The following is a 24,953-nucleotide window of genomic DNA, read 5'->3' on the forward strand; positions in this document are numbered from 1 at the left end:
ACCGTGGTGGCTCAGGAATGGAGCGATCGTGCAGCCCGGCTCCTGTTTGTCTAGGCGGCGCGATGGCGGATGACAACTTGACCCTTCGCCTGAGAGCGGAGCGGGTCGCGTGGGAGAGCAGCCGATGCTGAGCTTGCGGATGAGATGCCTTGCCGTGGCGGGCTTTTTCATCGCCGCGATGGCAACGGGCGCGCAGGCTCAGGACATGCAGGCCGGTTCGGTGACGGGCCTGCCCGTGCCGCGCTATGTCAGCCTGAAATCGGACCGGGTGAATCTGCGCGAAGGGCCGTCGAAGGAGCATCGCACGCGCTGGGTCTATCAGCGGGCCGGCTTGCCCGTGGAGGTCACGGCGGAATTCGAAACCTGGCGGCGCGTCCGAGATTCCGACGGAACCGAAGGCTGGGTGCTGCACAGCCTGCTTTCGGGGCGCCGGACGGCGCTGGTCGCGCCCTGGTCGCGGAACAAGGCGGAGCTGTTTCCGATGCGCAGCGCACCCGATGCCGACGCCACGGTCGTCGCCGAATTGCAGCCCGGGGTGGTGATCGGCGTCACCTCATGCGTCCGCGCCTGGTGCCGCGTCAGCATCCGTAACGTCACGGGCTATCTGCCGCAGGAACGGCTCTGGGGCGTTTATCCCAACGAAAACGTCGACTGAGGCCATCAGCCGCACCGTTTCGGGCGGGCATCGGCCGGAAAGCGCATCAGGGAGCCGGAAAGGGCGGCGCCTCAGTCGCCGATCTTGCGCAGCCGCACGACCACGTCGACATGGGAAATCTCGTAGCCCTCCGGCGGGGTGGGCAAGGTGGCGACGTCGATCTCCCGCGCGGGGATGTCGATGACGCGGTTCTCGCCTTCGACCACGAAATGATGGTGGTCATGGATCGCCGTGTCGAAATAGGTCTTGTTGCCGTCGATGACGAGCTCGCGCAGCAGCCCGGCTTCGGTGAACTGGCGCAGCGTGTTGTAGATCGTCGCCAGCGAGACCGGGATGCGTTCCTTCGCCGCCTCCTCATGCAGCATCTCGGCGCTGATATGCCGGTCGCCCTTGGCGAAAAGCACCCAGCCGAGCGAGACGCGCTGCCGTGTCGGCCGCAGGCCCACGCGGCGCAGCTTGTGGCGGACGTCATGGAACGGGCAACCCTGCCGCACGGTCGATCCATAGGCCTCGTCGCGGGAAACCTGATCGCTCATGCCTCTGCTCTGCCCTTCTTGCTGCAACGGGCGTCCTGCGCTCCGCATCATCTGCATTCGATTGGAAATGTAGGACTTCGAACGAGGGCTCGCAAGCGCGGGCTCATGCCAGCATGCTGACAATCGCGCGGGTTGAGCTGCCCCGAGCGCGTCAGCGTGCCATGTGGGTGAATGTGCCTGCGCCCTTTCGTTCCCGGCGTCGGGCATGTTAGGCACGCAGGCGATATCCACCGGTCGAATGCGGCCGAGACAAGGCAACGGAGCGGGAATGCAGCGTCAATCGTCTTTCAGCTACGAGGAGATCCTCGCTTGTGGCCGCGGGGAACTGTTCGGGCCGGGCAATGCGCAACTCCCGCTGCCGCCGATGCTGATGTTCGACCGTATCACAGAGATCACCGAAGAGGGCGGCGCCCACGGCAAGGGCGGTGTCCGCGCCGAATTCGACATCAAGCCGGACCTCTGGTTCTTCGACTGCCACTTCAAGGGCGATCCGGTGATGCCGGGTTGCCTCGGCCTCGATGCGCTCTGGCAGCTCACCGGCTTCTTCCTCGGCTGGCTCGGCCTGCCAGGGCGGGGCAGGGCGCTCGGCGTCGGCGAGGTCAAGTTCGCCGATCAGGTGCTGCCGAGCGTCAAGCGCGTGGTCTACGGCGTCGACTTCAAGCGCGTCTTCAAGTCGAAGCTCGTCCTCGGCATCGCCGATGGCTGGCTGGAAGCCGATGGCAAGCGCATCTACACTGTCAGCGACATGCGCGTCGGGCTGTTCAAGCCCGAAGCGGCCTGAGGAAAAACGCAGCCCGACCTTGCGTCCGGCGGCCTTACGGTCCATTTGCGCGATTGAGAATCCTGAGCGGCGAGGCCTGCCTCGCCGTGGGTGGAGAGCTGGAGTGAAGCGAGCATGAGACGCGTCGTCGTCACCGGGATGGGCATCGTCTCGTCCATCGGCAACAACACGCAGGAGGTCCTGGCCTCGCTGCACGAGGCGAAATCGGGCATCGCCTTCGCCCAGGACTTTGCCGAGCATGGCTTCCGCAGTCAGGTCGCCGGGGCCCCGTCTCTCGATCCCGCGACGGTGCTCGATCGGCGCGCCATGCGCTTCCACGGCGGTGGCTCGGCCTGGAACCAGGTGGCGATGGAGCAGGCGATCGTTGATGCCGGCCTGGAGCCCGCCGAGATCAGCAACGAGCGCACCGGCATCATCATGGGCTCGGGCGGCCCTTCCACGCGCGCGCTGATCGACGCTTATGACAAGGCGCGCGAGAGCGGCTCGTCGAAGAAGGTCGGTCCCTTCGCGGTGCCCAAGGGCATGTCCTCGACCGCCTCGGCCACGCTCGCGACCTGGTTCAAGATCAAGGGCGTCAACTATTCGATCTCCTCGGCCTGCGCGACCTCCAATCACTGCATCGGCAACGCCTATGAGCTGATCCAGTGGGGCAAGCAGGATGTGATCTTCGCCGGTGGCTGCGAGGAGCTGGACTGGACGCTCTCCGTCCTGTTCGACGCCATGGGCGCGATGTCCTCCGACTTCAATGCGACTCCAGCTCGCGCCTCGCGGGCCTATGATGTGGCGCGCGACGGCTTCGTCATCGCCGGCGGCGCCGGCGTCGTCGTGCTGGAGGAGCTGGAGCACGCCAAGGCCCGCGGCGCCAAGATCTATGGCGAGATCGTCGGCTATGGCGCGACCTCGGACGGCTACGACATGGTCGCGCCGTCGGGCGAGGGCGCGGAGCGCTGCATGCGCATGGCGCTCCAGGGCGTCAACGCGAAGGTCGACTACATCAACCCGCACGGCACCTCGACCCCGGTCGGCGACGCCAAGGAGATCGAGGCGATCCGCGCGGTCTTCGGCGCCGGCGACAAGAGCCCGCCGATCTCGGCGACGAAGTCGCTCACCGGCCATTCGCTCGGCGCCACCGGCGTGCAGGAGGCGATCTACTCGCTGCTGATGCTCAACAACGACTTCATCTGCGAGAGCGCCCATATCGACGAGCTCGACCCCGCCTTCGCCGACATGCCGATCGTGCGCAAGCGCATCGACAATGCCGGCCTCGGCTGCGTGCTCTCCAACTCCTTCGGCTTCGGCGGCACCAACGCCACCATCGTCATGAAGCGCCTGGAGGCGTGAGGGCGCCATGCTCCCCCTGATGCAGAACAAGCGCGGCCTCGTCATGGGGGTCGCCAATCAGAACTCGATTGCCTGGGGCATCGCCAAGACCCTCCACGCCCATGGCGCCGAACTCGCTTTCACCTATCAGGGCGAGGCGCTGGGCAAGCGTGTGAAGCCGCTGGCGCAGAGCATCGGCTCGGACCTCGTCATCCCCTGCGATGTCGAGGACATCGCCTCGGTCGATGCGACCTTCGCCAGGCTCGACGAGGTCTGGGGCGGCGATCCCGAGCGCAATACGCTCGATTTCCTCGTCCACGCCATCGGCTTCTCGGACAAGAACGAGCTCAAGGGCCTCTATGCCGACACCAGCCGCGAGAACTTCTCGCGCACCATGGTGATCTCCTGCTTCTCCTTCACCGAGGCGACGAAGCGGGCGGCCGAGCGCATGCCGCATGGCGGCAGCATCATCACGCTGACCTATGGCGGCTCGATGCGCCTCATGCCGAACTACAACGTCATGGGCGTCGCCAAGGCGGCGCTGGAAGCGAGCGTGCGCTACCTCGCCGGCGACTACGGCCCGCGCGGCATCCGCGTCAACGCGCTCTCGCCCGGGCCCGTCCGTACGCTGGCCGGCGCCGGCATCTCCGATGCGCGCGCCATGCTGTCCTGGCAGAGGGCGAATTCGCCGCTGCGCAAATCGGTGACGCTCGACGAGATCGGCGGCTCGGCGCTGTACTACCTCTCCGATCTTTCCGGCGGCGTGACCGGCGACGTCCATCATGTCGATGCGGGCTATCACATCACCTCGATGCCGGCGCTCGAGAGCTTGCGCGCGGCCGATCAGGGCGAGGCCTGAGGCGAGGCGCAAAGGCGAGGCTGTCGATGCGGCGGGAGGCCATTGTCGAGATCGGCGAGGCGGATCTCGTCGCGGCACAGAGGCTGATCCTGCGCGACAGTTTGCGCAACCCGTCGGGGCGGTGGAAGCAACTGCTGCTGTGGATCGTCGCCGTTGTCCTTTTCACGCTGTCGCTGAATGGGGAATTGCCCGGCGGGCTGGCTGGGGCCGCGCTGCTCTGCGCTTTCGGCACGTTTCTGTTGGTGTTCGGCCTGCCGGTCCTGATCGTCCTGCTGCTCGGCCCCCGCGCCGCCCGGCGCAATTTTCGCGTCGTGCCGGCCTTCCAGGCTCCCTTGCACTACCGCTGGGACGAGGAGGGCCTCACCTCGGAAACCACCTCCGGCCATGCGATGAATCGCTGGCCGATCTATCGGCGCTGGCTCGAGAACGAGAGATTGCTGTTGCTCTGGCCGCATCCCGCGACCTATCAAATCCTGCCGAAGAGAGCCCTCGAGCCTGAACAGGTCGAGGATCTACGCCGTTTCCTTTCGCAGCAGGCCGGAACCTGAGCTCGCGGGCGAGGTTTCCGGTTTTTGAACGGAGGTTGCCATGCCGATCGTCAGGTATGAAGTCGTCGAGCATGATGGTGGCTGGGCCTATAAGGTTGGCGACGTTCTGTCGGAAACCTTTCGCTCGCATGAGGCCGCGCTGAAGGCGGCCACCTCGGCCGCGGCTCGCCAGACGCTCGCCGGCAACACGGACGGAATCGTCTATCAGGACGGGGACGGCCGGTGGCACGAGGAACTGGCGGATGGCCGCGACCGGCCTTCGACGCAGGTCATCGACGAAAGCTGAGCCCGTTGCCGCGCCTCAGCGCGAGGTGAAGAAGGTCAGCAGCACCTTGTTCTTCTCGCCGAGCAGGCAAAGGAAGCGGCGCGGCTTGTCGGAGCGGTCGGTCCGCAGATAGGCCTCGGCCATGACGATGCGCGTCACCGGGATCGCCTCGATCTTCGATTCCGACACGGCGACGGTGGCGCCGTCCTCGTCGATATAGATGTCCTTGATATCCGGTTCCTTCGCGGACACCGCTTGCAAGGCTGCGGTCTTGCAGGTCGCGATCTCCGGCGTCGCCGGCTTGCTGCCGGGCGGAACCTCCTGCGCTGAGGCAGATGCGGCGGCCAGCAGCGTGGCGAGAACGGCAAGCGGAGCGAAACGGTTCATGCAGAGGCACTCACGATGAAAGGTGAGTGCTGAACGCGCGAACAGGGCCGCGGTTCATAAAGCGTGCCCGGCACGCGCTGTCGCGTGTGCCGGGCGATGGTGGAGTTCGGCCGTCTTACAGCCCCAGCTTCTTCTTGCGCTGGCCGAGCGTGCGCAGGCGCAGCGCGTTGAGCTTGATGAAGCCGGCCGCATCGCGATGGTCGTAGGCGACCGCGCCCTCCTCGAAGGTGACGAGATCCTGGTCATAAAGCGAGTACGGGCTGGAGCGGCCGATGACATGGACGCCGCCCTTGTAGAGCTTGAGGCGGACTTCGCCGGCGACGAACTCCTGGCTCTTGTCGATCAGCGCCTGCAGCATCTCGCGCTCGGGCGAGTACCAGAAGCCATTATAGATCAGCTCGGCATATTTCGGCATGATCTCGTCCTTGAGATGCGCCGCGCCGCGGTCGAGCGTGATCGACTCGATCGCGCGATGGGCGACATGCAGGATCGTGCCGCCGGGCGTCTCGTACATGCCGCGCGACTTCATGCCGACGAAGCGGTTCTCGACCAGGTCGAGCCGGCCGATGCCGTTATCGCGGCCGAGGTCGTTGAGCTTGGCGAGCAGCGTCGCCGGGGAGAGCTTCTGGCCGTCGATGGAGACCGCGTCGCCCTTCTCGAAGCCGATGGTGATGACGGTCGGCTTGTCCGGCGCTTCCTCCGGCGAGATCGTGCGCGAGAACACATAATCCGGCACTTCCTCGTTCGGGTCCTCGAGGACGCGGCCTTCCGAGGAGGCGTGCAGCAGGTTGGCGTCGACGGAGAAGGGCGCCTCGCCACGCTTGTTCTTCGCGATCGGGATCTGGTGCTGCTCGGCGAAGGCGATGAGCTGCTCGCGCGAGCGCAAATCCCATTCGCGCCAGGGCGCGATCACGGCGATGTCGGGCTTCAGCGCATAGGCGGTCAGCTCGAAGCGGACCTGGTCGTTGCCCTTGCCGGTGGCGCCATGGGAGACGGCGTCGGCGCCGACCTTCTCGGCGATCTCGATCAGGCGCTTGGCGATCAGCGGCCGTGCAATCGAGGTTCCCAGCAGATAGACACCCTCATAGAGCGCATTCGCCCGGAACATCGGGAAGACGAAGTCGCGCACGAATTCCTCGCGCAGATCCTCGATGAAGATGTTCTCGGGCTTGATGCCGAGCAGCAGCGCCTTGTCGCGCGCCGGGCCGAGCTCTTCGCCCTGGCCGAGATCGGCGGTGAAGGTCACGACCTCGCATCGATAGGTGGTCTGCAGCCATTTGAGGATGATCGAGGTGTCGAGACCGCCGGAATAGGCGAGAACGACCTTCTTCACGCTGCTGTCAGCCATCTGTGTCACATTCCTGCTAGAGCATTTTCGAGCGGAGTGGGTATCGATCCGCGTGAAGAAAATGCGACAAAACAACGACCTAGAGCATTTCCGCGTTTCGAAGAAGCGCGGAAATGTTCCGGCGGCCGCTCGGGCCGCGTTTCGGACGCAATGGCGCACTATCGCAGCCATCGGAGCGACGCAATCGGAACCTTCTGATCGATCTCGCGTCGTTCCGTGATGGATCGGTGCCGCCAGGCGCCGATGGGTATCGCCGCGCGCCCTTTCGCGGCGCTTGCAGTCGTATCCCGAAGGGCGCAGGCTCGCTCGGGCGCGACACGACATGACCACCTAATTCGGAGGCTGAATGCCGAATCGTCCCGTTCTGGACTTCTGGTATGAGTTCGCGTCGCCCTATTCCTGCCTGAGCGCCCTGAGAATCGAGCAATTGGCCGAAAATGCCGGCGTCGAGCTGCGCTGGCGCCCCTTCCTGCTGGGCCCGATCTTCGCGGCCCAGGGCTGGACCACCTCGCCCTTCGCGCTCTATCCGAGCAAGGGTCGCTATATGTGGCGCGACACGGCCAGGCGCGCCGGCCGGCAGGGCATCACGATGGTCAAGCCTGAGAATTTTCCGCAGAATTCGCTGACCGCGGCCCGGCTGGCTCTCGCCGGGCGGGATGGTGGCTGGACGCCGGCCTTCTCCAAGGCCCTCTTCCGGGCCCAGTTCTGCGAAGGCCGCAACATCGCCGAGGAGGCCGTGCTCAGCGCCGCCTTGAAGGAGGCGGGCGGCGATCCTGGCAGCGCGATATCCCTCTCGCGCAGCGAAGAGGTGAAGGGCCGCCTGCGCGCGGAGATCGAGTACGCCAAGTCGATCGGCATCTTCGGCGCGCCCTTCTTCGTCACGGGGGACAACGAGCTGTTCTGGGGCGACGACCGCCTCGAGGAAGCGCTCGACTGGGCTCGCGATGGCCGCTGAGGCTGCTGGCCTCACGCGCCGCGGCGCATTCGTCGCGGCAGCAGGTCTCCTCTTCGCCCCCGCGGCCTTGGCGCGGCCGCGCCTGCCGGGGGACGAGCCGCACTATGATGCGCGTGAGCTCGGAGCGGTGCCGAACGAGCAGGCGATCGGGCGCCGCTACTGGGCTCCGGGGCTGAATGACGGTTTCGTGCCGCAGGGGCTCACGGTTTTCCGCGACGAGATTCTCGTCGCCGCCTACCGGAGCGAGACGCTGGAGCAGGATAATGGTCCGGCCCGCGTCTTCCGCCTCGCGCGCAGGGACGGACGCCTGCTCGGCAGCTTCGCCTTGCCGGCCACCTATGGCCATCCCGGCGGCCTCGCGGTGCTCGGGGAGACCGTCTTCGTCGCCAATTCCGGGCGGCTGCTGTCGCTCGATTTCGCGCGTTCCTGCGATACCGGCGAATGCGTCCCGCTCGGCGAGAGGCTGATCGACAAGACGATGGGGCCGTCCTTTCTGGCCGCGTCGGGCGGGATGCTCTGGTTCGGAGCCTTTCGCCGCACGGGCGCCCCCAGCCTCTACGCCGTGCCGGCGGAGCGCCTCCTGCCCGGCGACGAAAAGCCCGTGGAGCCGGGGGATGCGACGCTGACCCTGCCGCTGCCGCAGATCGTGCAGGGCGCCACCTTCGATCGGAAGGGCGACCTCTGGCTCTCGCAGAGCGCCGGAAACAGGCCGGCTTTTCTCTCGCGTCTCGATCCGAAGACCGGCGCGGTGCTGGCGCGCTATCCGGCCCCCGGCGGCATCGAGGATCTGGGCTGCGCTCCCGATGGCAAGCTCTGGGCGGTGAGCGAAGCGGGCTCGAAGCGCTGGAGTCGCTGGGACACCTTCTACCCGCTCGTCTTCGAGATCGATCCGGGCAAGCTTACCGCCTGATCAGCCCGCTGCGGGCCCCTGCGGCGGGCGCGACCACGGCCCGCGCGCGACGCTCTCCTCGACCATGGTCGGCAGGTCCTGTCGCTCGGCGAGCCTCGGCGGGTGCGGCGGCATCGCCGGCATGCGCCCGCCGGCGGTCTCGATCAGCGCCTGCACGCGCTTGGTGACGGAAGGGTGGGTCGAGAACAGGTCGGCGAAATCGTCCGGATCGTTCTCGAAGCACATGTCCATGACGCCGGAGGGCACGCCGTCGATATCGGCCCGGCCCGAGATCTTGAGCAGGGCCGAGATCATCGCGTCGGGGTTCTTGGTCAATTCCACCGCCCCGGCATCGGCGAGATATTCCCGCGAGCGCGACAGCGAGAGCCGGATCAGGATGGCCAGGAACCAGGAGATCGCGATCACCGCGACGCCGACGAGGATGGCGAGCCCGTTGCCCTTCTTGGAATCGTCCGACGACATCCTGATCCGGCTGCGGCCGAAGCCGCGGAAGATCATCTCGCCGACGAAGGAGATCACGCCGGCGATCACCACGGCGACGACCATCAGCCGGACGTCGCCATTGCGGATATGCGTCAGCTCATGCGCCAGCACGGCCTCGACCTCCCGGTCGTCGAGCTGCTCCAGCAGGCCGCTGGTGACGGTCACGGTGAACTGCTTGTCGTTGACGCCGCTGGCGAAGGCGTTGAGGGCATCGCTCTGCATGATCGCGAGCCTGGGCATCGGCAGGCCACGCGAGATGCAGAGATTCTCGAGCATCCGGTAGAGCTTGGGGTTCTCCGCCTGGGTGATGCCCTGCGAGCCGGTCACCGCCCCGATCAGCGCGACGTTCATGCGAAAGCCAATGAAGACCCACAGGATCGTCGCCAGCGTGACGAACGGAAACCACGACAGGAAGATCCGGTTGGCTTCCGAGAAGGCGCTGCGGCCATAGGGCACGCCGCCATAGCCATAGGCGACGAGCAGCAGCCCCCAGGTCGTGAGATAGACCAGTAGGAAGAGCCCGGCGATCAGGAAATTGGACCTGATCCGGTTGTTGCGCTGATGGGTGTAGAGCCCGAAGGCCTGCGCCATCGCTGCCGCTCCCTAAAGCATGTCGCGCAAAACTGCGCAGCGGTTTTGTGAAAACGACATGCGAAACACCAAAGACCTGAGACGCAGGGGCGAATCCGCATGGCGCGTGACGCGCTTCGGGCCGTAAGCGCCTGCCTTCCGTCAGAACTTCACGCTGGGCGCGACCTCGATCTGGGCCCGGGCCTCCGGGCCGACATCGAAGAACTCACGCTGGGTGAAGCCCATCTGCGGCGCGAAGAGCACGGCGGGGAAGGCCTGGATCGCGGCATTGAACTCGCCGACCGCATTGTTGAAGAAGCGCCGCGCCGCCGCGAGCTTGTCCTCGACATTGCCGAGATCGACCTGGAGCTGCTGGAAATTGGCTGATGCCTTGAGGTCGGGATAGGCCTCGCCCAGCGCCAGCAGCCGCCCGACCGCGCCGGAGAGCTGCTGCTCGGCGGCCGCCTTGTCATGGACGCTGCTCGCGCCCTGCGCCGCGTTGCGGGCGGCGATCACGGCATCCAGCGTCGATTTCTCGTGGGTTGCGTAGCCCTTCACCGTCTCGACGAGGTTCGGGATCAGGTCGTGCCGCTGCTTGAGCTGGACGTCGATGTCGGCGAAGGCCTGGTTGACGCGCTGCCGCATCGCGACGAGCCCGTTATAGGTCATCACCGCATAGATCGCGAGGACGACGATCAGCCCCAGAATGATCCAGCCCATGAAGCGTTCTCCCCAAGCCCGTGCCCTGTCGGCGCCAGACTGGCACGAAACCCGCTGCGCGCGAAACCCGCACCCTTCATCTTGATCTTGACGCTGCGTGACCCGTGTGGCGGGGCCGCTCGGCGAGGGAAAGGAAGGCGTTGCGCGGCCGCTCCCGCACGGTAGGCCTTGCTCTCGCGCGGAGCTTGCACTAAATCCGGCGTGTCCGAAGGGTCGTGATCGATCATGAGCCGGGGGCGGTCAGCGAGACCGGCTCCCGTTTTGTGTTGGGAGCGCCCTCAGGATACGGATCGAACCGGCGGCCCGGTGCCCACCGGCTCTCAGGAGCCGGAAGCCTTCGAAGAGGAGGCGCCGCAGGCGACGATCTGGTGTGCAGCACCAGCCAGGGGCCCATGCCGGACATCCGCGGGATACGCGGCCGGCTTCCAGGAGATTACATGTCAGCAGTTGAAAGCTACAGCGCGGGTCGCGAGGATTTCGCCGCCCTGCTCGAAGAGTCCTTCTCGCGCAACGAAGCGATGGAAGGCTCCGTCATCAAGGGCAAGGTCGTCGCCATCGAGAAGGATATGGCGATCATCGATGTCGGCCTGAAGACGGAAGGGCGCGTCGCGCTCAAGGAATTCAACGGCCCCGGCCGTGATCAGGACATCAAGGTCGGCGACGAGGTCGAGGTCTATCTGGACCGGATCGAGAACGCGCTCGGCGAAGCCGTCATCTCGCGCGACAAGGCTCGCCGCGAAGAGAGCTGGGTCAAGCTCGAGAAGGCCTTCGAGGCTCGCGAGAAGGTCTCCGGCATGATCTTCAACACCGTCAAGGGCGGCTACACCGTCGACCTCGACGGCGCCGTGGCCTTCCTGCCGCGTTCGCAGGTCGACATCCGTCCGATCCGCGACGTCGGCCCGCTGATGGGCCAGCCGCAGCCCTTCGAGATCCTCAAGATGGATCGCCGCCGCGGCAACATCGTCGTGTCGCGCCGCACCGTCCTCGAAGAGACCCGCGCCGAGGCTCGTTCCGAGCTCGTCGCCTCGCTCGAAGAGGGCCAGGTCATCGACGGCGTCGTCAAGAACATCACCGAATACGGTGCGTTCGTTGACCTCGGCGGCATCGACGGCCTGCTGCACGTCACCGACATGGCGTGGCGCCGCGTGAACCATCCGTCGGAGGTCGTGACCATCGGCCAGACGGTCAAGGTCAAGATCATCAAGATCAACCAGGACACGCACCGCATCTCGCTCGGCATCAAGCAGCTCTTGGCCGATCCGTGGGACGGCATCGCCGAGCGTTATCCGGTCGGTACGCGCCTCAAGGGTCGCGTCACCAACATCACGGACTACGGCGCGTTCGTCGAAGTGGAGCCGGGCATCGAAGGCCTCATCCACGTCTCCGAGATGTCCTGGACCAAGAAGAACGTCCACCCCGGCAAGATCGTCTCGACCTCGCAGGAAGTCGACGTCGCGATCCTCGAGGTCGATCCGGTCAAGCGCCGCATCTCGCTCGGCCTCAAGCAGACGCTCCGCAATCCGTGGGAAGTCTTCGCCGAGCAGCACCCGGCCGGTTCGACGGTCGAGGGCGAGGTCAAGAACAAGACCGAGTTCGGTCTGTTCCTGGGCCTGGAAGGCGACATCGACGGCATGATCCACCTCTCGGATCTCGACTGGAACCGTCCGGGCGAGCAGGTCATCGAGGAATACAAGAAGGGCGACGTCCTGCAGGCCGTCGTTCTCGATGTGGACGTCGAGAAAGAGCGCATCTCGCTCGGCCTCAAGCAGCTCGGCGGCGATCCCTTCGTGGATGCCGGCGAGTTCAAGAAGGGCCAGATCGTCACCTGCGAGGTGGTCGAGGTGAAGGAGTCCGGTCTCGACGTGAAGATCGCCGACACCGACATGATGACCTTCATCAAGCGGGCCGAGCTGGCGCGTGACCGTTCCGAGCAGCGCCCCGAGCGCTTCGCGGCCGGCGAGCGCATCGACGCCCGCGTCGTGCTCTTCGACAAGAAGGCCCGCAAGATCCAGGTCTCGATCAAGGCTCTGGAGATGGCCGAGGAGAAGGAGGCGATGGCGCAGTACGGCTCCGCCGACTCCGGCGCCTCGCTCGGCGACATCCTCGGCGCGGCCCTCAAGAAGGCCACGACCACCGACAAGAAGTGAGGTTTCGGCCGCTTCGGCGGCCGGACATCCAAGACAGCCCGCGCGGAGCAATCCGCGCGGGCTTTTGTTTCGGCTGATTATCCTCAGCCCTCATCCTGAGGAGCCGCGAAGCGGCGTCTCGAAGGATGCTCCAGTGTGCTCTGGAACATCCTTCGAGACGCCGGCTCGTGTCCGCACCTCAGGATGAGGGCTGGTCTGTCCATCCGCAAAGGAGCCCGCTATGACCCCCGCCGCCATCGGCATCGATTTCGGCACCACCAATAGCGTCGTCGCGCTGGCTGGCGCCGACGGATCGGTCGTGACGCGTTCCTTCGCCACGAAGCAGGGCGCGGTCGATGCCTATCGCTCGGCGCTGATGTTCTGGCGCGAGGGGCGGCCGCCGCAGTCCCGCATCACCCATGTCAGCGGCCCCGACGCCCTCGACATGGCGCTGGGCATGACCAGCGAGCACCGCTTCCTGCAATCGCTCAAGACGCATCTTTCCAGCCGCGCCTTCCAGGAGACGCGGCTCTTCGGCAAGCTCTACCAGCTTGAAGATCTGATCGGCGTCTTCCTCGGCGATCTGACGGAGGGGCTGGAGGATGCTTCGGCGCTGCCCCTGGTCTCGGGCCGCCCCGTCGTCTTCGCCGGCGAGCGGCCGGACGAGGAGCTGGCGCTCGGGCGCCTGAAAGGCTCCTACGGCAAGGCCGGCATGGATCAGGTCGATTTCGCCTATGAGCCGCTGGGTGCCGCCTATTGGTATGCGCGCGATCTGAAGACGCCGCAGACCATGCTGGTCGCCGATTTCGGCGGCGGCACCAGCGACTTCTCGGTGATGCGCTTCGAGCCCGGCGAGCGCGCGGGGCTGGAAGCCATCCCGCTCTCCCATGCCGGTGTCGGCGTCGCCGGCGACACCTTCGATTACCGGATCATCGAGCACGCCGTCTCGCCGGCGCTCGGCAAGGGCACGCAGTACCGCTCCTTCGACAAGCTGCTGCCGGTCCCGGCGCATTACCACGCCGCCTTCGCGCAATGGCACAAGCTCTCGCTGATGAAGAGCCGCGAGACCATGGCCGAGCTCAACGCGCTGATCCGCGAGGCGGTCGAGCCCGGCAAGCTCGAGGACCTGCTGACAGTGATCGAATACGACCTCGGCTACGAGCTCTACCGCGCCGTCTCGGCCGCGAAGATCGCGCTCTCGGAGCAGGAGGAGACGGTGCTGCGCTTCAATCAGGTGGGCGTGACCATCGAAAGCCGGATCCGCCGGAGCGATTTCGAGCGCTGGATCGCGGAGGATGTCGGCGCGATCGAGGCGGCGCTCGACCGGGCTCTGGCCGAGGCCGGCATCGCGGCGGGGCGGATCGAGGCGGTCTTCATGACCGGCGGCACCTCGCATGTGCCGGCGGTGCGGCAGCTCTTCGACCGGCGCTTCGGCGCCGAGAAGGTCCATATCGGCGATGCCTTCCGCTCGGTCGCGAGCGGGCTCGCGCTGCTCGCTCTCGACCGGGCGCGCGCCTCGGTCGCGGCGTAACGCCTTGCCCGTCCAGCGTGACGGGGCTACATCACGGGCCCGCAGCCGACAGGAGTTTCCCGATGGCGTCCGATGCCGATCTGCTTGCCGACCGCCGCAGCCTCAGGCGTAAGCTGACGCTCTGGCGCGTGCTGGCGGTGCTCGGGGTGATCGCGGCTGCGGTGATCGGCGGCCTCGCCTGGCGCGGCGACGGCGCGACCTCGCTGTCGAGCGCCCATATCGCCCGCATCTCCATCTCCGGCTTCATCTCGGGGGATCGCCGCACGCTCGACCTGATCAAGTCGGTCGGCGATAGCAATGCTGTCTCGGGCGTCGTGCTCGACATCAACAGCCCGGGCGGCACCACCTCCGGCGCCGAGGCGCTGCACATCGCGCTGCGCGAGCTCGCGGCCAAGAAGCCGATGGTGACGGTCGTGGGCGGCCTTGCCGCCTCCGGTGGCTATATCGCCGCCATGAGCACCGACCACATCGTCGCGCGCGAGACCTCGCTCGTCGGCTCGATCGGCGTGCTCTTCCAGTATCCCAATGTCAGCCAGCTTCTGGGCACGGTCGGCGTCAAGGTCGAGGAGATCAAGTCGAGCCCGCTGAAGGCCGCGCCGAACGGCTTCGAGCCGACCTCGCCTGAGGCTCGCGCCGCCCTGCAGAGCGTGGTCGACGACAATTATCGCTGGTTCAAGCAGATGGTGCATGACCGGCGCAGCCTCAACGATACGCAGCTCGGCACGGCCTCCGATGGACGCGTCTTTTCCGGCCGGCAGGCGCTGGGCCTGAAGCTGATCGACGAGCTCGGCGGCGAGCGCGAGGGCATCGCCTGGCTTGAGCGCGAGAAGAAGGTCGCCAAGGATCTGAAGGTGCGCGACTGGCGCCCGCGCAGCAGCTCGTCGAGCTTCGGGTTGTGGAGCCTCGCAGAGGTGGCGGCGCGTCTCGCCGGCTTCGACGGGCTGGCGGCGACGATTGCGCGGGCGGCGGATCAGCCCGTTGGCTTGCGGCTTGACGAGCCTCTGGCGCTCTGGCAGCCTGCGGCTGAAAAGTGATGTTGATACAGATGGTTATATTCCAGCGATGATTAAATCGGAACTCGTCCAGCGGATTGCCGACCGCAACACACATCTCTATCAGCGCGACATCGAGAACATCGTCTCGGCCATCCTGGACGAGGTCGTGAAGGCGCTGGAGCGTGGGGACCGGGTGGAGCTGCGCGGCTTTGGCGCCTTTTCCCGCAAGGCGCGCTCGGCCCGCATCGGCCGCAACCCGCGCACCGGGGATGCCGTCGAGGTCGAGGAGAAATTCGTGCCCGTCTTCAAGACGGGCAAGGAGCTGCGCCTGCGCCTGAACGGCAAGGCGTGAGCCCCGAGCGTATTTGAGCGGAGCGGACGCCGGCTCGCTTGAAGACAATGCGATAAAGCAAGGCGCTAGAGGTGTTCGGTGTTTCCGGGAAATGCCGGATGGCACTGGCGCCGCCGGCCGCTCCGGCGGCACCGTCACGGAGACGCTGATGAAAGCCTTCTTCAAGGCGTTGGTTCTGGTGCCGGTCGCGTTGCTGATCGTGCTGTTTTCGGTTGCCAACCGTGGGGCGGTGCGCGTTTCGTTCGACCCGCTCAGCCGCGATCTGCCGGCGCTCTCCTATGATGTGCCGCTCTTCGCCGTGGTGCTGGCGGCGATCTTCCTCGGCGTTCTCGTCGGGGGGCTCGCCTCCTGGCTCGCCCAGGGCAAGCACCGCAAGGCCGCGCGCCGTGGCCGCCGCGAGGTCGAGGCGCTGCGCTCCGAGACGCAGGCGCTGCGCTCGGCCGTGCCGGATTCGGCGCTGCCTGCCCTGACCGACGGGCGGAACTAAAGCATCGGCCCGAAAATCCGAGGCGGCAGGCCATTTCGCAAGCGAAGCGGATACCGGTTCGCGTCCAGACAAAGCGGTAAAGCAAAGAGTTCTCGATGCGCCTTTTCGATGTGGCCGAAATCGACGCGGCCCTGAGCTATCCCGCCCTGATCGACATTCTGGACGACGCCTTCCGCAGCGAGGTCATCGCGCCCAAGCGCGGGCAATATGCGATCGAACGGCCCGGCGAGGACGACGCGATCCTGCTGACCATGCCGGCCTGGAGCGGTCCGGCGGCTGAAAAGCCCTATATCGGCACCAAGATCCTCTCGGTCTTCTTCGGCAACGGCAAGCGCAACCTGCCGGGCGTCCTCGGGGCCTATCTGCTGATGGACGGCACGACGGGGCGCCCGCTCGCGGTGATGGACGGAAACCGGCTGACGCTCTGGCGCACTGCGGGAGCCTCCGCTTTGGCCTCGCGCTACATGTCGAATCCGGAGGCCAGCCATATGGTGATGGTCGGTGCCGGCGCGCTCGCCCCCTTCATCATCAAGGCGCATCGTTCGGTGCGGCCGCTCACCGACATCGCGATCTGGGCGCGGCGGCCGGAGGCGGCCGAGGCCGTAGTCGCCGAACTCGCGAAGGACGGAATCGAGGCCCGCGCCACGACCGATCTCGAAGGCGAGGTCCGCACCGCCGATATCATCTCCTGCGCCACCAACGCGACCGAGCCGCTGATCCATGGCCACTGGCTCAAGCGCGAGGCTCATCTCGACCTGATCGGCGGCTTCACCATGCAGATGCGCGAGGCCGATGCCGATGCGCTGCAGCGCGCCCGCGTCGTCGTCGATTCCGCCAAGGCGATCGAGGAGGGCGGCGACGTCGCCGTCGCGATCGCCGAAGGCAGCTACAGCGCCGACAAGGTCGCCGGCACCTTGGCCGATCTCTGCCATGGGCGCGTTCAGGGCAGCGTCGAGGGCGGCGGCATCACGCTGTTCAAATCGGTCGGCGTCGCGCTCGAGGATCTGGCGGCGGCGGTGGCCGTCTGGGAGCATGGCGCCGATCGGAGTTGATCGGCGCCGTTCAAAGGCCTCAGACGTGGACGGGAGCGCCGCCGATGGCGCCGAGCAGCCACAGGATCAGCACGACGACCAGAACGAGGCCGACGACACCGCCGAGCCCGGCCGGGCCATAGCTGCGATGGCCGTAATAGCCGCCCCCGCCAAGCAGCAGGATCAGCACCAGAACGATCAGAAGCGTGGACATGAGGTTTTCCTTGTCGTTTGCGCCCGACAGGCGCGTTCGACGGGGAAAACCCGGGTCATGACGCAACTGTTCCGTTCTATTCGGCCTTGATCCCGGCCTCCTGGATCAGGTCGCCCCATTTCTTGAGCTCGGCTTGCAGGAAGGCGGCGAGCTCGGCCGGCGTCCAGCCGCCCGGCTCGGCGGCGAGTGCGTCCATCTTGGCGCGCAGCGCGGGGTCGGCGAGGCCGGCCTTGGTATCGGCCTGGATCTTGTCGATGATCGCCTGGGGCGTCTTCGCTGGCGCGAACAGCGCGAACCAGGACGAGACGTCGAAGCCCGGCACCGTCTCGCCGATCGGCGGATATTCCGGCGCCGTCGGGGCGCGCTTGGCGGTGGTGACGCCGAGCCCGCGAATGGCGCCGCCCTTGGCCTGCGGCAGGGCCGAGGTGATGTTGTCGAAGATCAGGTCGACGCGGCCGCCCATCAGGTCCTGGATCGCCTGGGAGGAGCCGCGATAGGGCACATGCACCATCTTCGTGCCGGTGAGCTTCTGGAACAGCTCGCCCGAGAGATGCAACGAGGTGCCGACGCCGGAGGAGGCATAGGTCAGCTTGCCGGGATTGGCCTTGGCATAGGCGACGAGCTCGGCGACGTTCTTGACCGGCAGGTCGTTGCGCACCACGAGCAGGTTCGGCACCAGCGCCACCATGGTGATCGGCGCGAGATCCCTGACCGGGTCGTAGTTGACCTTGGCATAGAGATAGCGGTTCGTGGCGAGCCCGACCGAGGCGATCAGCAGCGTGTCGCCGTTCGGCTCGGCCTTGGCGACGGCCTCGATCCCGATATTGCTGCCGGCGCCGGGACGGTTCTCGACGACGACCACATTGCCCCAGCTCTGGCTGAGCTTGTCGGCCGCGAGCCGCCCGAGCACGTCGGTCGCCCCGCCGGGCGTGAAGGGCACGACAAGCTTGACCTGCCGCCCTTGCGGCCAGGGTTGCTGGGCAAGCCCGGCGCCGGATGCAAGCAGTGCGGCGCCGGTGCCGGCCAGCAGGGCGCGGCGGTCTATGAGCTCTGGCATGGGGGTCCTCCGGTTGCGGCTGGCGGTTGCCCCGCCTTTTGCCACTAGGCTGCCTGCCGCATCCGCTCTTGTCCATCCGGCGGCTTGACCGCCAGGGGCAGTGCCGCTGATTCTGTGCCGATGCGTCACGCCAAACGAATCGCCGCCCTCCTCACCGTCATGGCGGGCCTCGTGCCCTTCGCGGCCAGGGCCCAGTCCACCGCCGATCAGGAGGCGAAGACGCGCGCGGCCAACATCGCCGCCTGGCCGGATGCCGCCCGCTCGCTCTTCGGCCAGAAGGCGACCCCGGCGCATCTGCCGCCGCGCGCCATCGGCTCCTATGCACGTGGCTGCCTCTCCGGCGGCGCCGCGCTGCCTCTCGACGGGCCGAGCTGGCAGGTGATGCGGCTCAACCGCAACCGCAACTGGGGGCATCCCGCCCTGATCGACTATCTCGAGAAGCTGGCCCGCGACGTGCCGCGCATCACCGGCTGGTCCGGGCTTCTGGTCGGCGACATGTCGCAGCCGCGCGGCGGGCCGATGCTGACCGGCCATGCCTCGCATCAGATCGGCCTCGATGCCGATATCTGGCTGACGCCGATGCCGAAGAGCAGGCTCGACGGGGAGCAGCGCGAGAACATGCCGGCGGTCAACATGGCCCGGGCCGATTGGCGCGATGTCGATCCGCGTGCCTGGACGCCCGCCCATACTCGCCTGATCAAGGCGGTGGCCTCGGAGCCGCGGGTGGAGCGCGTTTTCGTCAATCCGGCCCTGAAGGTGGCTCTTTGCCGCGAGGCGGGTGCCGACAAAAGCTGGCTCGACAAGGTTCGGCCGATCTGGGGCCACAACTACCATTTCCACATCCGGCTGGCCTGCCCGGCCGGCATGGCGAGCTGCGTGCCGCAGGAGCCGCCGAATTTCGGCGATGGCTGCGGCGCCGAGCTCACCGGCTGGGTCGAACGCCAGCGCGAGGCGATCTTCAATCCGCCGAAGCCAAAGCCTGGCCCGAAGCCGAAACCCAAGCCGCCGATGTCGCTCGATGCCCTGCCGCCGGAATGCCGCCAGGTTCTGGCGGCGCCCTGAATTCGCGTTCCTCGAGGAACGACGGAGCATCCCGGACGCAGCGAAGCGAAGATCCGGGAGCCATGCCAGAACTTTTCCGGTAGGCGCTCCGGCATGGATCCCGGGTCAAGCCCGGGATGACCGCGCATTTCCGCGGAAACTCGACATTCTTTCCTAGGTCAGCGCCGCGTCGTGCGCCCTGAGCTGTAGGCGAAGGGGTCGTGCTCCGGCGTGATCGGCTGCGCCTCCTCCGAACCCTGCTGGTCGACGACGCCGGAACCTCCGCCATCGCCGAGCACGACCTCCTCCGACGGCTCGACCGCGCCGGGCAGGGTGAGCGGCCCGCGCGCCTCGCTGGGCAAAGGCTGCGGCTGGAAGCGCGCGCCGCCCTGCTGCCGGCGTGCGTCGTAGTCCTGGAGGAACCGCATCTGGGCGTCGAGGCTGTGGTCCTGGCCCTGGCCGTTATTGGCGACCGGATAGCCGCCCTGCACGGCGCCGGGCGGGCGCAGTCCGTCGTTCGGGCGGCGCAGCGCCGGCCCGCCGGCATAGGCGGTGGCGGCGGGAGCGCCGTCCCGCTGGGTCGCCGGTGCGCTTTGCGCCGAGGAATAGGTCCGGGCCGGATCCGGCGGCGGCAGGTTGTAGTTCGGCGTGTATTTGATGATCGGCTTGCAGATGTGCCGGCCCTTGGAATGGCGGGCGAGGTCGATATGGATGTGGTCGTAATGCATCGGATCGGCGCCCGGCCCGAGGACCGTGCCGAAATAGGTGCAGGCGCCGACGAAGACCTCGCGCAGGAAGTTCTGTTCCTCCGGCGAGCCGCGCCAGCCTTCCTTGACCGTGACGACGCGGTTGTCGTTCAGCCGGAAGGAGAACACGTCGACGGCGTTGCCATAGGCATGCTCCGAAGTGGCCGTCGTATAGGTGCCGTTGTTCATGGAGCGGCAGGAATAGGAACCGGCGCGGATCTCGATCACCTGCGCGCCGAAGATGTTCATCGCGGCCGGCTGCACGACCTCGGCGAACCACTGGTCGGTCGTTGCCACGACCGGGCAGGCGAGCAGGGCCGGGCTCTTCAGGGCGACGCTGCCGTTCTGCAGCGCGGTGACCTTGAGCGGCTGCTGCATGCCGCAGACGCCCGGCCCGTCGATCGCCTTGCCGCGTAGGCTGACATAGCTGGAGAGCTGCACCTGGCCGGAGCTCATGCAGGTGGCTTCCGCCTGATCGCGCCAGGGAGCGCGCTGCGGTTTCTGGAACTTGCCGCAGCCGGCCAGCCCGGCGGCGCCGGCCAGACCAACTGCGATGAGGGCGAGTTTTACGCGTCGCATGACCATTCAAATGCGAAGCGTTTGGTGAACGGTTTCTCAACCGACTGCGCCCCGGCCGCCACAGCCGGATTAACTTTGGCGGAGTGGTGAATGCCGACTTAATCCGGCGTTTCCCGCGTTAACGGATGCCGATTGCGCTGCAGCCGACCCGGTGCGTCGTTCAGTCCGAGGTCAATGCGGAAGAGTCCGGAGAAGAGCGCTGCAACGACTTGGGAAGCCTTTCCGGGCGCCGGTTGCGCGACTGCCGGCATCAGAAATATCCCCAAATCTATTCAAGGATTTAACGCAAGTTTAAGCATGATCTAGCCTTCGCCACCATGCCGCCACGGTGCCGCCCCCTTGCGGCCGCTGCCAGTTCTGGTAGCTTCTGCGACAGGTCAATGACACAGGAGGGTGTGATGACTGTCACGCTGCGTCTCGACCGGTTGATCATGGGTGCGGCCTTCGTTTTCATGATGGCAATCGTTCTGGGAGCGTTCTGACACAAGGGTCAGTCTCGAAGTCGCTAGGACCACAAGAGCCATAAACGATGACGCCGCCGGGAGATGTCCCGGCGGCGTTTCTGTTTCGCAAGATCGCTCGCTTGAAAGATCGCTCCTGCGCGGGATCGCTGGCGTGAAAGGCTCAGCTTTCGGGGCAGGGTGTTTCCGTCACTTGCCAGGACATCAGATTGGTCACGCGGCTGCAGGCCGCGATGCGCGGGCCCTGCGAGGTGCGGATGCAGGAGGACGAACCCTCCGCGATCTTGCGGCCGTTGTTCCAGCAGAAGCAGAGCGGCTCGGGTGCCTGGGCGAGGCGCGGGCCGTCGAGTGGAATGGCCGGTTCTCCCGCGGCGGCGGCTTCGGTGATCAGCAGCAGGACGGCCAGCGCCAGGAGCCAGCTCAACAGGCGATGTCGGTGAGGCCTCGGTTCATGTCCGAACATGGCGCTCTTTCCTTCGTCCGCGGAGAGGACGATGCGACACCTTACCACAGGCCAGTGATCACGACGAATGATTATGCACCGATTTGAAATAGTGAGATCTTTCAGCCGGTTAACAAGCATCCATCTTGCGGCGCGCGCGTTCCTCTCCCATATTGAGCGCCGTCGAGCCCATGGAGGCTCCGGGAGGAACAATGTCTTTGATCTCGCTCGCCCGTCGCGGACGTGCCGTCGCCCTGGTTGTTGGAGCCCTGATGCTGGTACCGTTGGTCGCCGAGGCGCGCCCCGGTGGCGGCCGCAGCTCGGGTAGCCGCGGGATGTTCTCGAACAGCGCCCCGGCCCCGACCAATACGATTCCCGGCGGCGCGCAGTCCTTCCAGCGCAGCGCGGCCCCTTCGCCGTCCGTCGCCAACCCCGGCATGGGCGCCGGCGCTGCTGCTGCGCAGGCGGCCCGTCCGTCCTTCGCCCGCAACATGATGATGGGCATCGGCGCCGGCCTGCTCGGCGCCGGCCTGTTCGGAATGCTCAGCGGCTCGGGCTTCTTCGGCGGTCTGGCCTCGCTTGCGGGCATCCTCGGTTTCTTGCTGCAGATCGGCCTGATCGCCGGCATCATCATGCTGGCCATCCGCTTCTTCCGCCGCCGGTCCGAGCCGCAGCTCGCTGGCGCTGGCGCGCCCTATGGCCGCGAGGCCTATGGCGCGCAGCCCGACGCGGCCCAGCCCGCGGCCGCCCGCATGGGCGGTTTCGGCGGTGGCGCGGCCCAGCCGGCGACCACGCCGATCCAGCTTGAGGGTGCCGATTTCAGCGCCTTCGAGCGCCTGCTCGGTGAGGTCAACGCCGCCTATTCGAACGAGGACGAGGCCGGCCTGCGCCAGCGCGTCACCCCGGAGATGTTCGGCTATTTCGACGAGGATCTGACCGAGAACGTCCGCCGCGGCGTGGTCGACCGGGTCTCCGACGTCAAGCTGCTGCAGGGTGACCTGTCCGAGGCCTGGCGCGAGGGCAGCACCGACTACGCCACGGTCTCGATGCGCTTCAGCCTGGTCAACGCGCTTTATGACCGCAAGAGCGGCCGCGTCGTCGACGGCAATGCGACCGCGCCGCAGGAGGTCAAGGAGTTCTGGACCTTCCTGCGCGAGCGTGGCGGTGAGTGGAAGCTCTCCGCGATCCAGCAGGCGGCCTGAACCTCCGCGATCTTGCAACAAAATCGCATCACGGCCGGGGCAACCCGGCCGTTTTCGCATGCGCCTGGCCATGCGCGGTTTCGGGTGTCGCGCCGCGACGAACCGGCTTATAGCGATAATCGTCCCGCCTTGGTCGTCTTGCGTTAGTCGTCCTGCCTTGCCGCTTCCGTCCGGAAGCCCTTTCGGAGCCTGCCCCATGAGTGACATGCGTCTCGTCGTCGTCGGCGCCGCCGGGCGCATGGGGCGCATGCTGATCAAGGCCATCGATCAGGCTGAGGGATGCCGCCTGGTCGCTGCCGTCGAACGTCCGGGCTCGCCGGCCCTGGGCGCCGATGCCGGTCCGCTTGCTGGACTGCCGCCGCTGGGCGTGACCGTGACGGGCGATCCCGCTGCCGCTTTCGCGCAGGGCGATGCCGTGTTCGATTTCACCTCGCCGGAGGCGACCGTCGCCTTCGCGCGCCTCGCGGCCGATGCCGGCATCCTGCACGTCGTTGGCACGACCGGGCTGGAGCCGGCGCATCTCGCGGCGTTGGCGGAGACGGCGCGGCGCATCCCGATCATTCGGTCCGGCAATATGAGCCTGGGCGTCAATCTGCTGGCGGCGCTGGTGCGCAAGGTCGCCGCGACGCTTGGCACCGACTGGGACATCGAGATCGTCGAGATGCACCATCGCATGAAGGTCGATGCGCCCTCCGGCACGGCCGTGCTGCTGGGCGAGGCGGCCGCTGCCGGCCGCGCCGTCGATCTCGCCGAGCGGCGCGTCGCGGCCCGTGACGGCATCACCGGTGCACGTGATCCGGGCACGATCGGCTTTGCCGCGTTGCGCGGCGGCACCGTTGTCGGCGATCACAAGGTCATCTTCGCCGGAGCGGGCGAACGGCTGGAACTCGCCCATGTCGCGGAGGATCGCAGCCTCTTTGCCCAGGGCGCGATCAGGGCGGCGCTCTGGGGCCGGGGCAGGGCGCCCGGCCTCTATTCCATGGCCGATGTCCTCGGCCTCGACACGCTGTAGCTCGTGACCCGGAGCTGGCCATGACGCGGATCGCCGTCGCCCCGGGCGTCGTCCACTGGCCGGGCCGGCTCTCGGCCGCGGAGCAGGGCGCTCTCCTGGCCGAATTGCGTGCCGTGGTCAGGCAGGCGCCCCTCTTCCAGCCGCGCATGCCGAAGACCGGCAAGCCGTTTTCGGTCAGGATGACGAATTGCGGCCCGCTCGGCTGGGTTTCCGACGAGAGCGGCTATCGCTACCAGCCGCTCCATCCCGAGACGAAGGAGCCTTGGCCGCTGCTGCCGGCACCGCTGCTGGCGTTGTGGGAGGAGCTTTCCGGCTATCCCCATCCGCCCGAGGCCTGTCTCGTCAACTATTATGCGGCCGGCGCGAAGATGGGGCTGCATCAGGATCGCGACGAGCAGGATTTCGACGCGCCGGTGCTCTCGATCTCGCTCGGCGATGCCGCGCTCTTCCGCATCGGCGGGACGACGCGTGGCGGCAAGACGGCTTCCCTCAAGCTCGCTTCCGGCGATGTGCTGGTTTTCGGCGGCGCGGCGCGGCTCGCCTATCACGGCATCGACCGCGTCCTGTCGGGCTCCTCGACCTTGCTGGCCGAGGGAGGGCGCCTCAACCTGACGCTGCGGCGCGTGACGAAGCCGGATTGAAGATGATCGGACCCCGTCCTTCGAGACGCCGCTTCGCGGCTTCTCGGGGGGAGGACTGCCCATCGCAAACGGGATTTATTCGCCCGTGCCGCCCGGCAGCTTCGGGAAGGACCAGCCGAGCAGCAGCGAGCCGGCCCTGAGCCCGAAGCCCATCGCCAGCCCGCCGAGAGCCACGGCATAGACGGGCAGGCCAAGGCCATGGAGCAAGGCGGTCACCGCCGCGCCGGCCGTGGCGGCGGTGACGTAGAATTCCCGGCTCCACAGCACCATCGGCCGGTCGCCGGCGAGGATGTCGCGCAGGATGCCGCCGAAGGTGGCGGTCATGGCACCGAGCGCGATGGCGGACAGGACCGGCGCGCCGGCTTCCAGCCCGATCAGGGTCCCGCTGACGGCGAACATCGAGAGGCCGGCGGCGTCGCTCCAGAGCAGCAGCTTGCGCCCGCTCCAGCCCTCGATAATGCCTGGGCGCAGATAGGCCAGCGCCCAGGCGCCGATCGCCACCACGGTGCAGATGATCACGCTGGTTGGATCGTGCACCCAGCGCGCGCTATGGCCGAGCAGCAGCTCCCGCAGCGTGCCGCCGCCGACGCCGGTGACGGTCGCGAGCAGGATGAAGCCTAAGGGGTCCATGCCCTTGCGGGCGGCGACGAGGGCTCCGGTCAGCGCGAAGATGGCGACGCCGGCGCCCTCGAACATCGA

At 67.0% G+C, this 24,953-nt stretch carries 28 protein-coding genes; 18 read left to right on the top strand and 10 right to left on the bottom strand.

Annotated features, from left to right (window positions below; translation table 11 throughout):
• Positions 1-139 precede the first annotated feature (139 nt).
• Complete coding sequence (locus GGC47_RS19370) at positions 140-655, top strand: SH3 domain-containing protein (RefSeq protein WP_112764829.1); 516 nt, start codon at positions 140-142, stop codon at positions 653-655.
• Positions 656-726: 71 nt separating this feature from the next.
• On the opposite strand, the gene irrA is transcribed toward GGC47_RS19370, so the two are convergent.
• Positions 727-1,191: an iron response transcriptional regulator IrrA gene (irrA, locus tag GGC47_RS19375; RefSeq protein WP_191125447.1), complete on the bottom strand. Its 465-nt coding sequence runs from the start codon at positions 1,189-1,191 to the stop codon at positions 727-729.
• A 268-nt stretch (positions 1,192-1,459) separates the two neighbouring features.
• Between irrA and fabA the strand changes: the two genes are divergently transcribed.
• The 5 genes from fabA to GGC47_RS19400 all read left to right on the top strand — a co-directional run bounded on the left by fabA (position 1,460) and on the right by GGC47_RS19400 (position 4,985).
• A complete protein-coding gene (gene fabA / locus GGC47_RS19380) occupies positions 1,460-1,972 on the top strand; it encodes a 3-hydroxyacyl-[acyl-carrier-protein] dehydratase FabA (RefSeq protein WP_038357728.1) in 513 nt (170 codons plus the stop codon).
• Positions 1,973-2,086: 114 nt separating this feature from the next.
• Positions 2,087-3,313: a beta-ketoacyl-ACP synthase I gene (gene fabB / locus GGC47_RS19385; protein WP_142023371.1), complete on the top strand. Its 1,227-nt coding sequence runs from the start codon at positions 2,087-2,089 to the stop codon at positions 3,311-3,313.
• A 7-nt stretch (positions 3,314-3,320) separates the two neighbouring features.
• Positions 3,321-4,151 carry an enoyl-ACP reductase FabI gene (gene fabI / locus GGC47_RS19390; RefSeq protein WP_142023372.1) on the top strand — a complete coding sequence of 277 codons (831 nt, stop codon included), beginning with the start codon at positions 3,321-3,323 and terminating at the stop codon, positions 4,149-4,151.
• A gap of 26 nt (positions 4,152-4,177) precedes the next feature.
• A complete protein-coding gene (locus GGC47_RS19395; protein ID WP_142023373.1) occupies positions 4,178-4,699 on the top strand; it encodes a YcxB family protein in 522 nt (173 codons plus the stop codon).
• A gap of 40 nt (positions 4,700-4,739) precedes the next feature.
• Positions 4,740-4,985, top strand: a complete 246-nt coding sequence (locus GGC47_RS19400; RefSeq protein WP_112764807.1) for a DUF2188 domain-containing protein — start codon at positions 4,740-4,742, stop codon at positions 4,983-4,985.
• Between the two features lie 15 nt (positions 4,986-5,000).
• Here GGC47_RS19400 and GGC47_RS19405 read toward each other — a convergent pair whose 3' ends face one another.
• Together GGC47_RS19405 and GGC47_RS19410 are read right to left on the bottom strand one after the other, a co-directional pair.
• A complete protein-coding gene (locus GGC47_RS19405; protein ID WP_142023374.1) occupies positions 5,001-5,351 on the bottom strand; it encodes a hypothetical protein in 351 nt (116 codons plus the stop codon).
• A 115-nt stretch (positions 5,352-5,466) separates the two neighbouring features.
• Positions 5,467-6,699 carry an argininosuccinate synthase gene (locus tag GGC47_RS19410; protein WP_038357736.1) on the bottom strand — a complete coding sequence of 411 codons (1,233 nt, stop codon included), beginning with the start codon at positions 6,697-6,699 and terminating at the stop codon, positions 5,467-5,469.
• 346 nt (positions 6,700-7,045) lie between these two features.
• On the opposite strand from GGC47_RS19410, the gene GGC47_RS19415 reads away from it, so the two are divergent.
• Both GGC47_RS19415 and GGC47_RS19420 read left to right on the top strand, forming a co-directional pair.
• Positions 7,046-7,654, top strand: coding sequence for a 2-hydroxychromene-2-carboxylate isomerase (locus GGC47_RS19415; RefSeq protein WP_038357738.1), 609 nt, complete (start codon positions 7,046-7,048; stop codon positions 7,652-7,654).
• A complete protein-coding gene (locus tag GGC47_RS19420; RefSeq protein WP_113252868.1) occupies positions 7,644-8,564 on the top strand; it encodes an NHL repeat-containing protein in 921 nt (306 codons plus the stop codon). The genes GGC47_RS19415 and GGC47_RS19420 overlap by 11 nt, the downstream gene beginning before the upstream one ends.
• Here GGC47_RS19420 and GGC47_RS19425 read toward each other — a convergent pair whose 3' ends face one another.
• The gene (locus tag GGC47_RS19425; RefSeq protein WP_142023375.1) at positions 8,565-9,638 is read right to left on the bottom strand and encodes a M48 family metallopeptidase; all 1,074 of its coding nucleotides are present in this window, start codon (positions 9,636-9,638) and stop codon (positions 8,565-8,567) included. It lies immediately after the preceding gene.
• A gap of 141 nt (positions 9,639-9,779) precedes the next feature.
• Positions 9,780-10,337 carry a LemA family protein gene (locus GGC47_RS19430; protein WP_142023376.1) on the bottom strand — a complete coding sequence of 186 codons (558 nt, stop codon included), beginning with the start codon at positions 10,335-10,337 and terminating at the stop codon, positions 9,780-9,782.
• 437 nt (positions 10,338-10,774) lie between these two features.
• On the opposite strand from GGC47_RS19430, the gene rpsA reads away from it, so the two are divergent.
• From rpsA to lhpI, 6 genes are all read left to right on the top strand, one after another.
• On the top strand, positions 10,775-12,484 hold the full coding sequence (rpsA, locus tag GGC47_RS19435; protein WP_038357744.1) for a 30S ribosomal protein S1: 1,710 nt from the start codon (positions 10,775-10,777) through the stop codon (positions 12,482-12,484).
• Between the two features lie 220 nt (positions 12,485-12,704).
• Positions 12,705-13,994 (top strand): Hsp70 family protein, encoded by a 1,290-nt coding sequence (locus GGC47_RS19440; RefSeq protein ID WP_142023377.1) that lies wholly within the window; start codon positions 12,705-12,707, stop codon positions 13,992-13,994.
• A 62-nt stretch (positions 13,995-14,056) separates the two neighbouring features.
• Positions 14,057-15,028: a signal peptide peptidase SppA gene (gene sppA, locus GGC47_RS19445; RefSeq protein ID WP_113252864.1), complete on the top strand. Its 972-nt coding sequence runs from the start codon at positions 14,057-14,059 to the stop codon at positions 15,026-15,028.
• 28 nt (positions 15,029-15,056) lie between these two features.
• A complete protein-coding gene (ihfB, locus tag GGC47_RS19450) occupies positions 15,057-15,341 on the top strand; it encodes an integration host factor subunit beta (RefSeq protein ID WP_038357749.1) in 285 nt (94 codons plus the stop codon).
• Between the two features lie 91 nt (positions 15,342-15,432).
• A complete protein-coding gene (locus GGC47_RS19455) occupies positions 15,433-15,828 on the top strand; it encodes a LapA family protein (RefSeq protein WP_248311050.1) in 396 nt (131 codons plus the stop codon).
• Positions 15,829-15,923: 95 nt separating this feature from the next.
• Entirely contained in the window at positions 15,924-16,880 is a 957-nt protein-coding gene (gene lhpI, locus GGC47_RS19460; RefSeq protein WP_112764813.1) for a bifunctional Delta(1)-pyrroline-2-carboxylate/Delta(1)-piperideine-2-carboxylate reductase, read from the top strand.
• Positions 16,881-16,899: 19 nt separating this feature from the next.
• Here the strand turns inward: lhpI and GGC47_RS19465 are convergent, their stop codons facing one another.
• Positions 16,900-17,073: a DUF3309 family protein gene (locus tag GGC47_RS19465; protein WP_081925034.1), complete on the bottom strand. Its 174-nt coding sequence runs from the start codon at positions 17,071-17,073 to the stop codon at positions 16,900-16,902.
• Between the two features lie 76 nt (positions 17,074-17,149).
• On the bottom strand, positions 17,150-18,130 hold the full coding sequence (locus GGC47_RS19470; RefSeq protein WP_133565860.1) for a Bug family tripartite tricarboxylate transporter substrate binding protein: 981 nt from the start codon (positions 18,128-18,130) through the stop codon (positions 17,150-17,152).
• A 114-nt stretch (positions 18,131-18,244) separates the two neighbouring features.
• Between GGC47_RS19470 and mepA the strand changes: the two genes are divergently transcribed.
• Positions 18,245-19,192, top strand: coding sequence for a penicillin-insensitive murein endopeptidase (gene mepA / locus GGC47_RS19475; protein ID WP_429068601.1), 948 nt, complete (start codon positions 18,245-18,247; stop codon positions 19,190-19,192).
• A gap of 158 nt (positions 19,193-19,350) precedes the next feature.
• Here mepA and GGC47_RS19480 read toward each other — a convergent pair whose 3' ends face one another.
• Positions 19,351-20,496, bottom strand: coding sequence for an extensin-like domain-containing protein (locus GGC47_RS19480; protein ID WP_429068602.1), 1,146 nt, complete (start codon positions 20,494-20,496; stop codon positions 19,351-19,353).
• A gap of 624 nt (positions 20,497-21,120) precedes the next feature.
• On the bottom strand, positions 21,121-21,381 hold the full coding sequence (locus GGC47_RS19485; RefSeq protein WP_038357755.1) for a hypothetical protein: 261 nt from the start codon (positions 21,379-21,381) through the stop codon (positions 21,121-21,123).
• 230 nt (positions 21,382-21,611) lie between these two features.
• On the opposite strand from GGC47_RS19485, the gene GGC47_RS19490 reads away from it, so the two are divergent.
• The 3 genes from GGC47_RS19490 (at position 21,612) to GGC47_RS19500 (ending at position 24,254) form a co-directional block, all read left to right on the top strand.
• On the top strand, positions 21,612-22,601 hold the full coding sequence (locus GGC47_RS19490; RefSeq protein ID WP_112764817.1) for a Tim44 domain-containing protein: 990 nt from the start codon (positions 21,612-21,614) through the stop codon (positions 22,599-22,601).
• A 205-nt stretch (positions 22,602-22,806) separates the two neighbouring features.
• Complete coding sequence (gene dapB, locus GGC47_RS19495) at positions 22,807-23,613, top strand: 4-hydroxy-tetrahydrodipicolinate reductase (protein WP_133565878.1); 807 nt, start codon at positions 22,807-22,809, stop codon at positions 23,611-23,613.
• A gap of 20 nt (positions 23,614-23,633) precedes the next feature.
• The gene (locus GGC47_RS19500; protein ID WP_112764818.1) at positions 23,634-24,254 is read left to right on the top strand and encodes an alpha-ketoglutarate-dependent dioxygenase AlkB family protein; all 621 of its coding nucleotides are present in this window, start codon (positions 23,634-23,636) and stop codon (positions 24,252-24,254) included.
• A 75-nt stretch (positions 24,255-24,329) separates the two neighbouring features.
• Here GGC47_RS19500 and GGC47_RS19505 read toward each other — a convergent pair whose 3' ends face one another.
• On the bottom strand, positions 24,330-24,950 hold the full coding sequence (locus GGC47_RS19505; RefSeq protein WP_142023381.1) for a trimeric intracellular cation channel family protein: 621 nt from the start codon (positions 24,948-24,950) through the stop codon (positions 24,330-24,332).
• Positions 24,951-24,953 lie beyond the last annotated feature (3 nt).

It is taken from the genome of Allobosea sp. OAE752 (genome assembly GCF_050433265.1).
Taxonomy (GTDB): Bacteria; Pseudomonadota; Alphaproteobacteria; order Rhizobiales; family Beijerinckiaceae; genus Allobosea; species Allobosea spartocytisi.

Excerpts from the sequence above, each read along its gene's own strand:
- fabA (WP_038357728.1), top strand. The coding sequence starts at position 1,460 with ATGCAGCGTCAATCGTCTTTCAGCTACGAGGAGATCCTCGCTTGTGGC.
- GGC47_RS19420 (WP_113252868.1), top strand. The coding sequence starts at position 7,644 with ATGGCCGCTGAGGCTGCTGGCCTCACGCGCCGCGGCGCATTCGTCGCG.
- lhpI (WP_112764813.1), top strand. The coding sequence starts at position 15,924 with ATGCGCCTTTTCGATGTGGCCGAAATCGACGCGGCCCTGAGCTATCCC.
- GGC47_RS19415 (WP_038357738.1), top strand. The coding sequence starts at position 7,046 with ATGCCGAATCGTCCCGTTCTGGACTTCTGGTATGAGTTCGCGTCGCCC.
- ihfB (WP_038357749.1), top strand. The coding sequence starts at position 15,057 with ATGATTAAATCGGAACTCGTCCAGCGGATTGCCGACCGCAACACACAT.
- GGC47_RS19455 (WP_248311050.1), top strand. The coding sequence starts at position 15,433 with ATGCCGGATGGCACTGGCGCCGCCGGCCGCTCCGGCGGCACCGTCACG.
- GGC47_RS19470 (WP_133565860.1), bottom strand. The coding sequence starts at position 18,130 with ATGCCAGAGCTCATAGACCGCCGCGCCCTGCTGGCCGGCACCGGCGCC.
- dapB (WP_133565878.1), top strand. The coding sequence starts at position 22,807 with ATGCGTCTCGTCGTCGTCGGCGCCGCCGGGCGCATGGGGCGCATGCTG.
- irrA (WP_191125447.1), bottom strand. The coding sequence starts at position 1,191 with ATGAGCGATCAGGTTTCCCGCGACGAGGCCTATGGATCGACCGTGCGG.
- GGC47_RS19405 (WP_142023374.1), bottom strand. The coding sequence starts at position 5,351 with ATGAACCGTTTCGCTCCGCTTGCCGTTCTCGCCACGCTGCTGGCCGCC.
- GGC47_RS19430 (WP_142023376.1), bottom strand. The coding sequence starts at position 10,337 with ATGGGCTGGATCATTCTGGGGCTGATCGTCGTCCTCGCGATCTATGCG.
- rpsA (WP_038357744.1), top strand. The coding sequence starts at position 10,775 with ATGTCAGCAGTTGAAAGCTACAGCGCGGGTCGCGAGGATTTCGCCGCC.
- GGC47_RS19500 (WP_112764818.1), top strand. The coding sequence starts at position 23,634 with ATGACGCGGATCGCCGTCGCCCCGGGCGTCGTCCACTGGCCGGGCCGG.
- GGC47_RS19395 (WP_142023373.1), top strand. The coding sequence starts at position 4,178 with ATGCGGCGGGAGGCCATTGTCGAGATCGGCGAGGCGGATCTCGTCGCG.
- GGC47_RS19400 (WP_112764807.1), top strand. The coding sequence starts at position 4,740 with ATGCCGATCGTCAGGTATGAAGTCGTCGAGCATGATGGTGGCTGGGCC.
- GGC47_RS19370 (WP_112764829.1), top strand. The coding sequence starts at position 140 with ATGAGATGCCTTGCCGTGGCGGGCTTTTTCATCGCCGCGATGGCAACG.
- GGC47_RS19480 (WP_429068602.1), bottom strand. The coding sequence starts at position 20,496 with ATGCGACGCGTAAAACTCGCCCTCATCGCAGTTGGTCTGGCCGGCGCC.
- fabI (WP_142023372.1), top strand. The coding sequence starts at position 3,321 with ATGCTCCCCCTGATGCAGAACAAGCGCGGCCTCGTCATGGGGGTCGCC.
- GGC47_RS19440 (WP_142023377.1), top strand. The coding sequence starts at position 12,705 with ATGACCCCCGCCGCCATCGGCATCGATTTCGGCACCACCAATAGCGTC.
- GGC47_RS19505 (WP_142023381.1), bottom strand. The coding sequence starts at position 24,950 with ATGTTCGAGGGCGCCGGCGTCGCCATCTTCGCGCTGACCGGAGCCCTC.
- GGC47_RS19465 (WP_081925034.1), bottom strand. The coding sequence starts at position 17,073 with ATGTCCACGCTTCTGATCGTTCTGGTGCTGATCCTGCTGCTTGGCGGG.
- GGC47_RS19410 (WP_038357736.1), bottom strand. The coding sequence starts at position 6,699 with ATGGCTGACAGCAGCGTGAAGAAGGTCGTTCTCGCCTATTCCGGCGGT.
- sppA (WP_113252864.1), top strand. The coding sequence starts at position 14,057 with ATGGCGTCCGATGCCGATCTGCTTGCCGACCGCCGCAGCCTCAGGCGT.
- fabB (WP_142023371.1), top strand. The coding sequence starts at position 2,087 with ATGAGACGCGTCGTCGTCACCGGGATGGGCATCGTCTCGTCCATCGGC.
- GGC47_RS19425 (WP_142023375.1), bottom strand. The coding sequence starts at position 9,638 with ATGGCGCAGGCCTTCGGGCTCTACACCCATCAGCGCAACAACCGGATC.
- GGC47_RS19490 (WP_112764817.1), top strand. The coding sequence starts at position 21,612 with ATGTCTTTGATCTCGCTCGCCCGTCGCGGACGTGCCGTCGCCCTGGTT.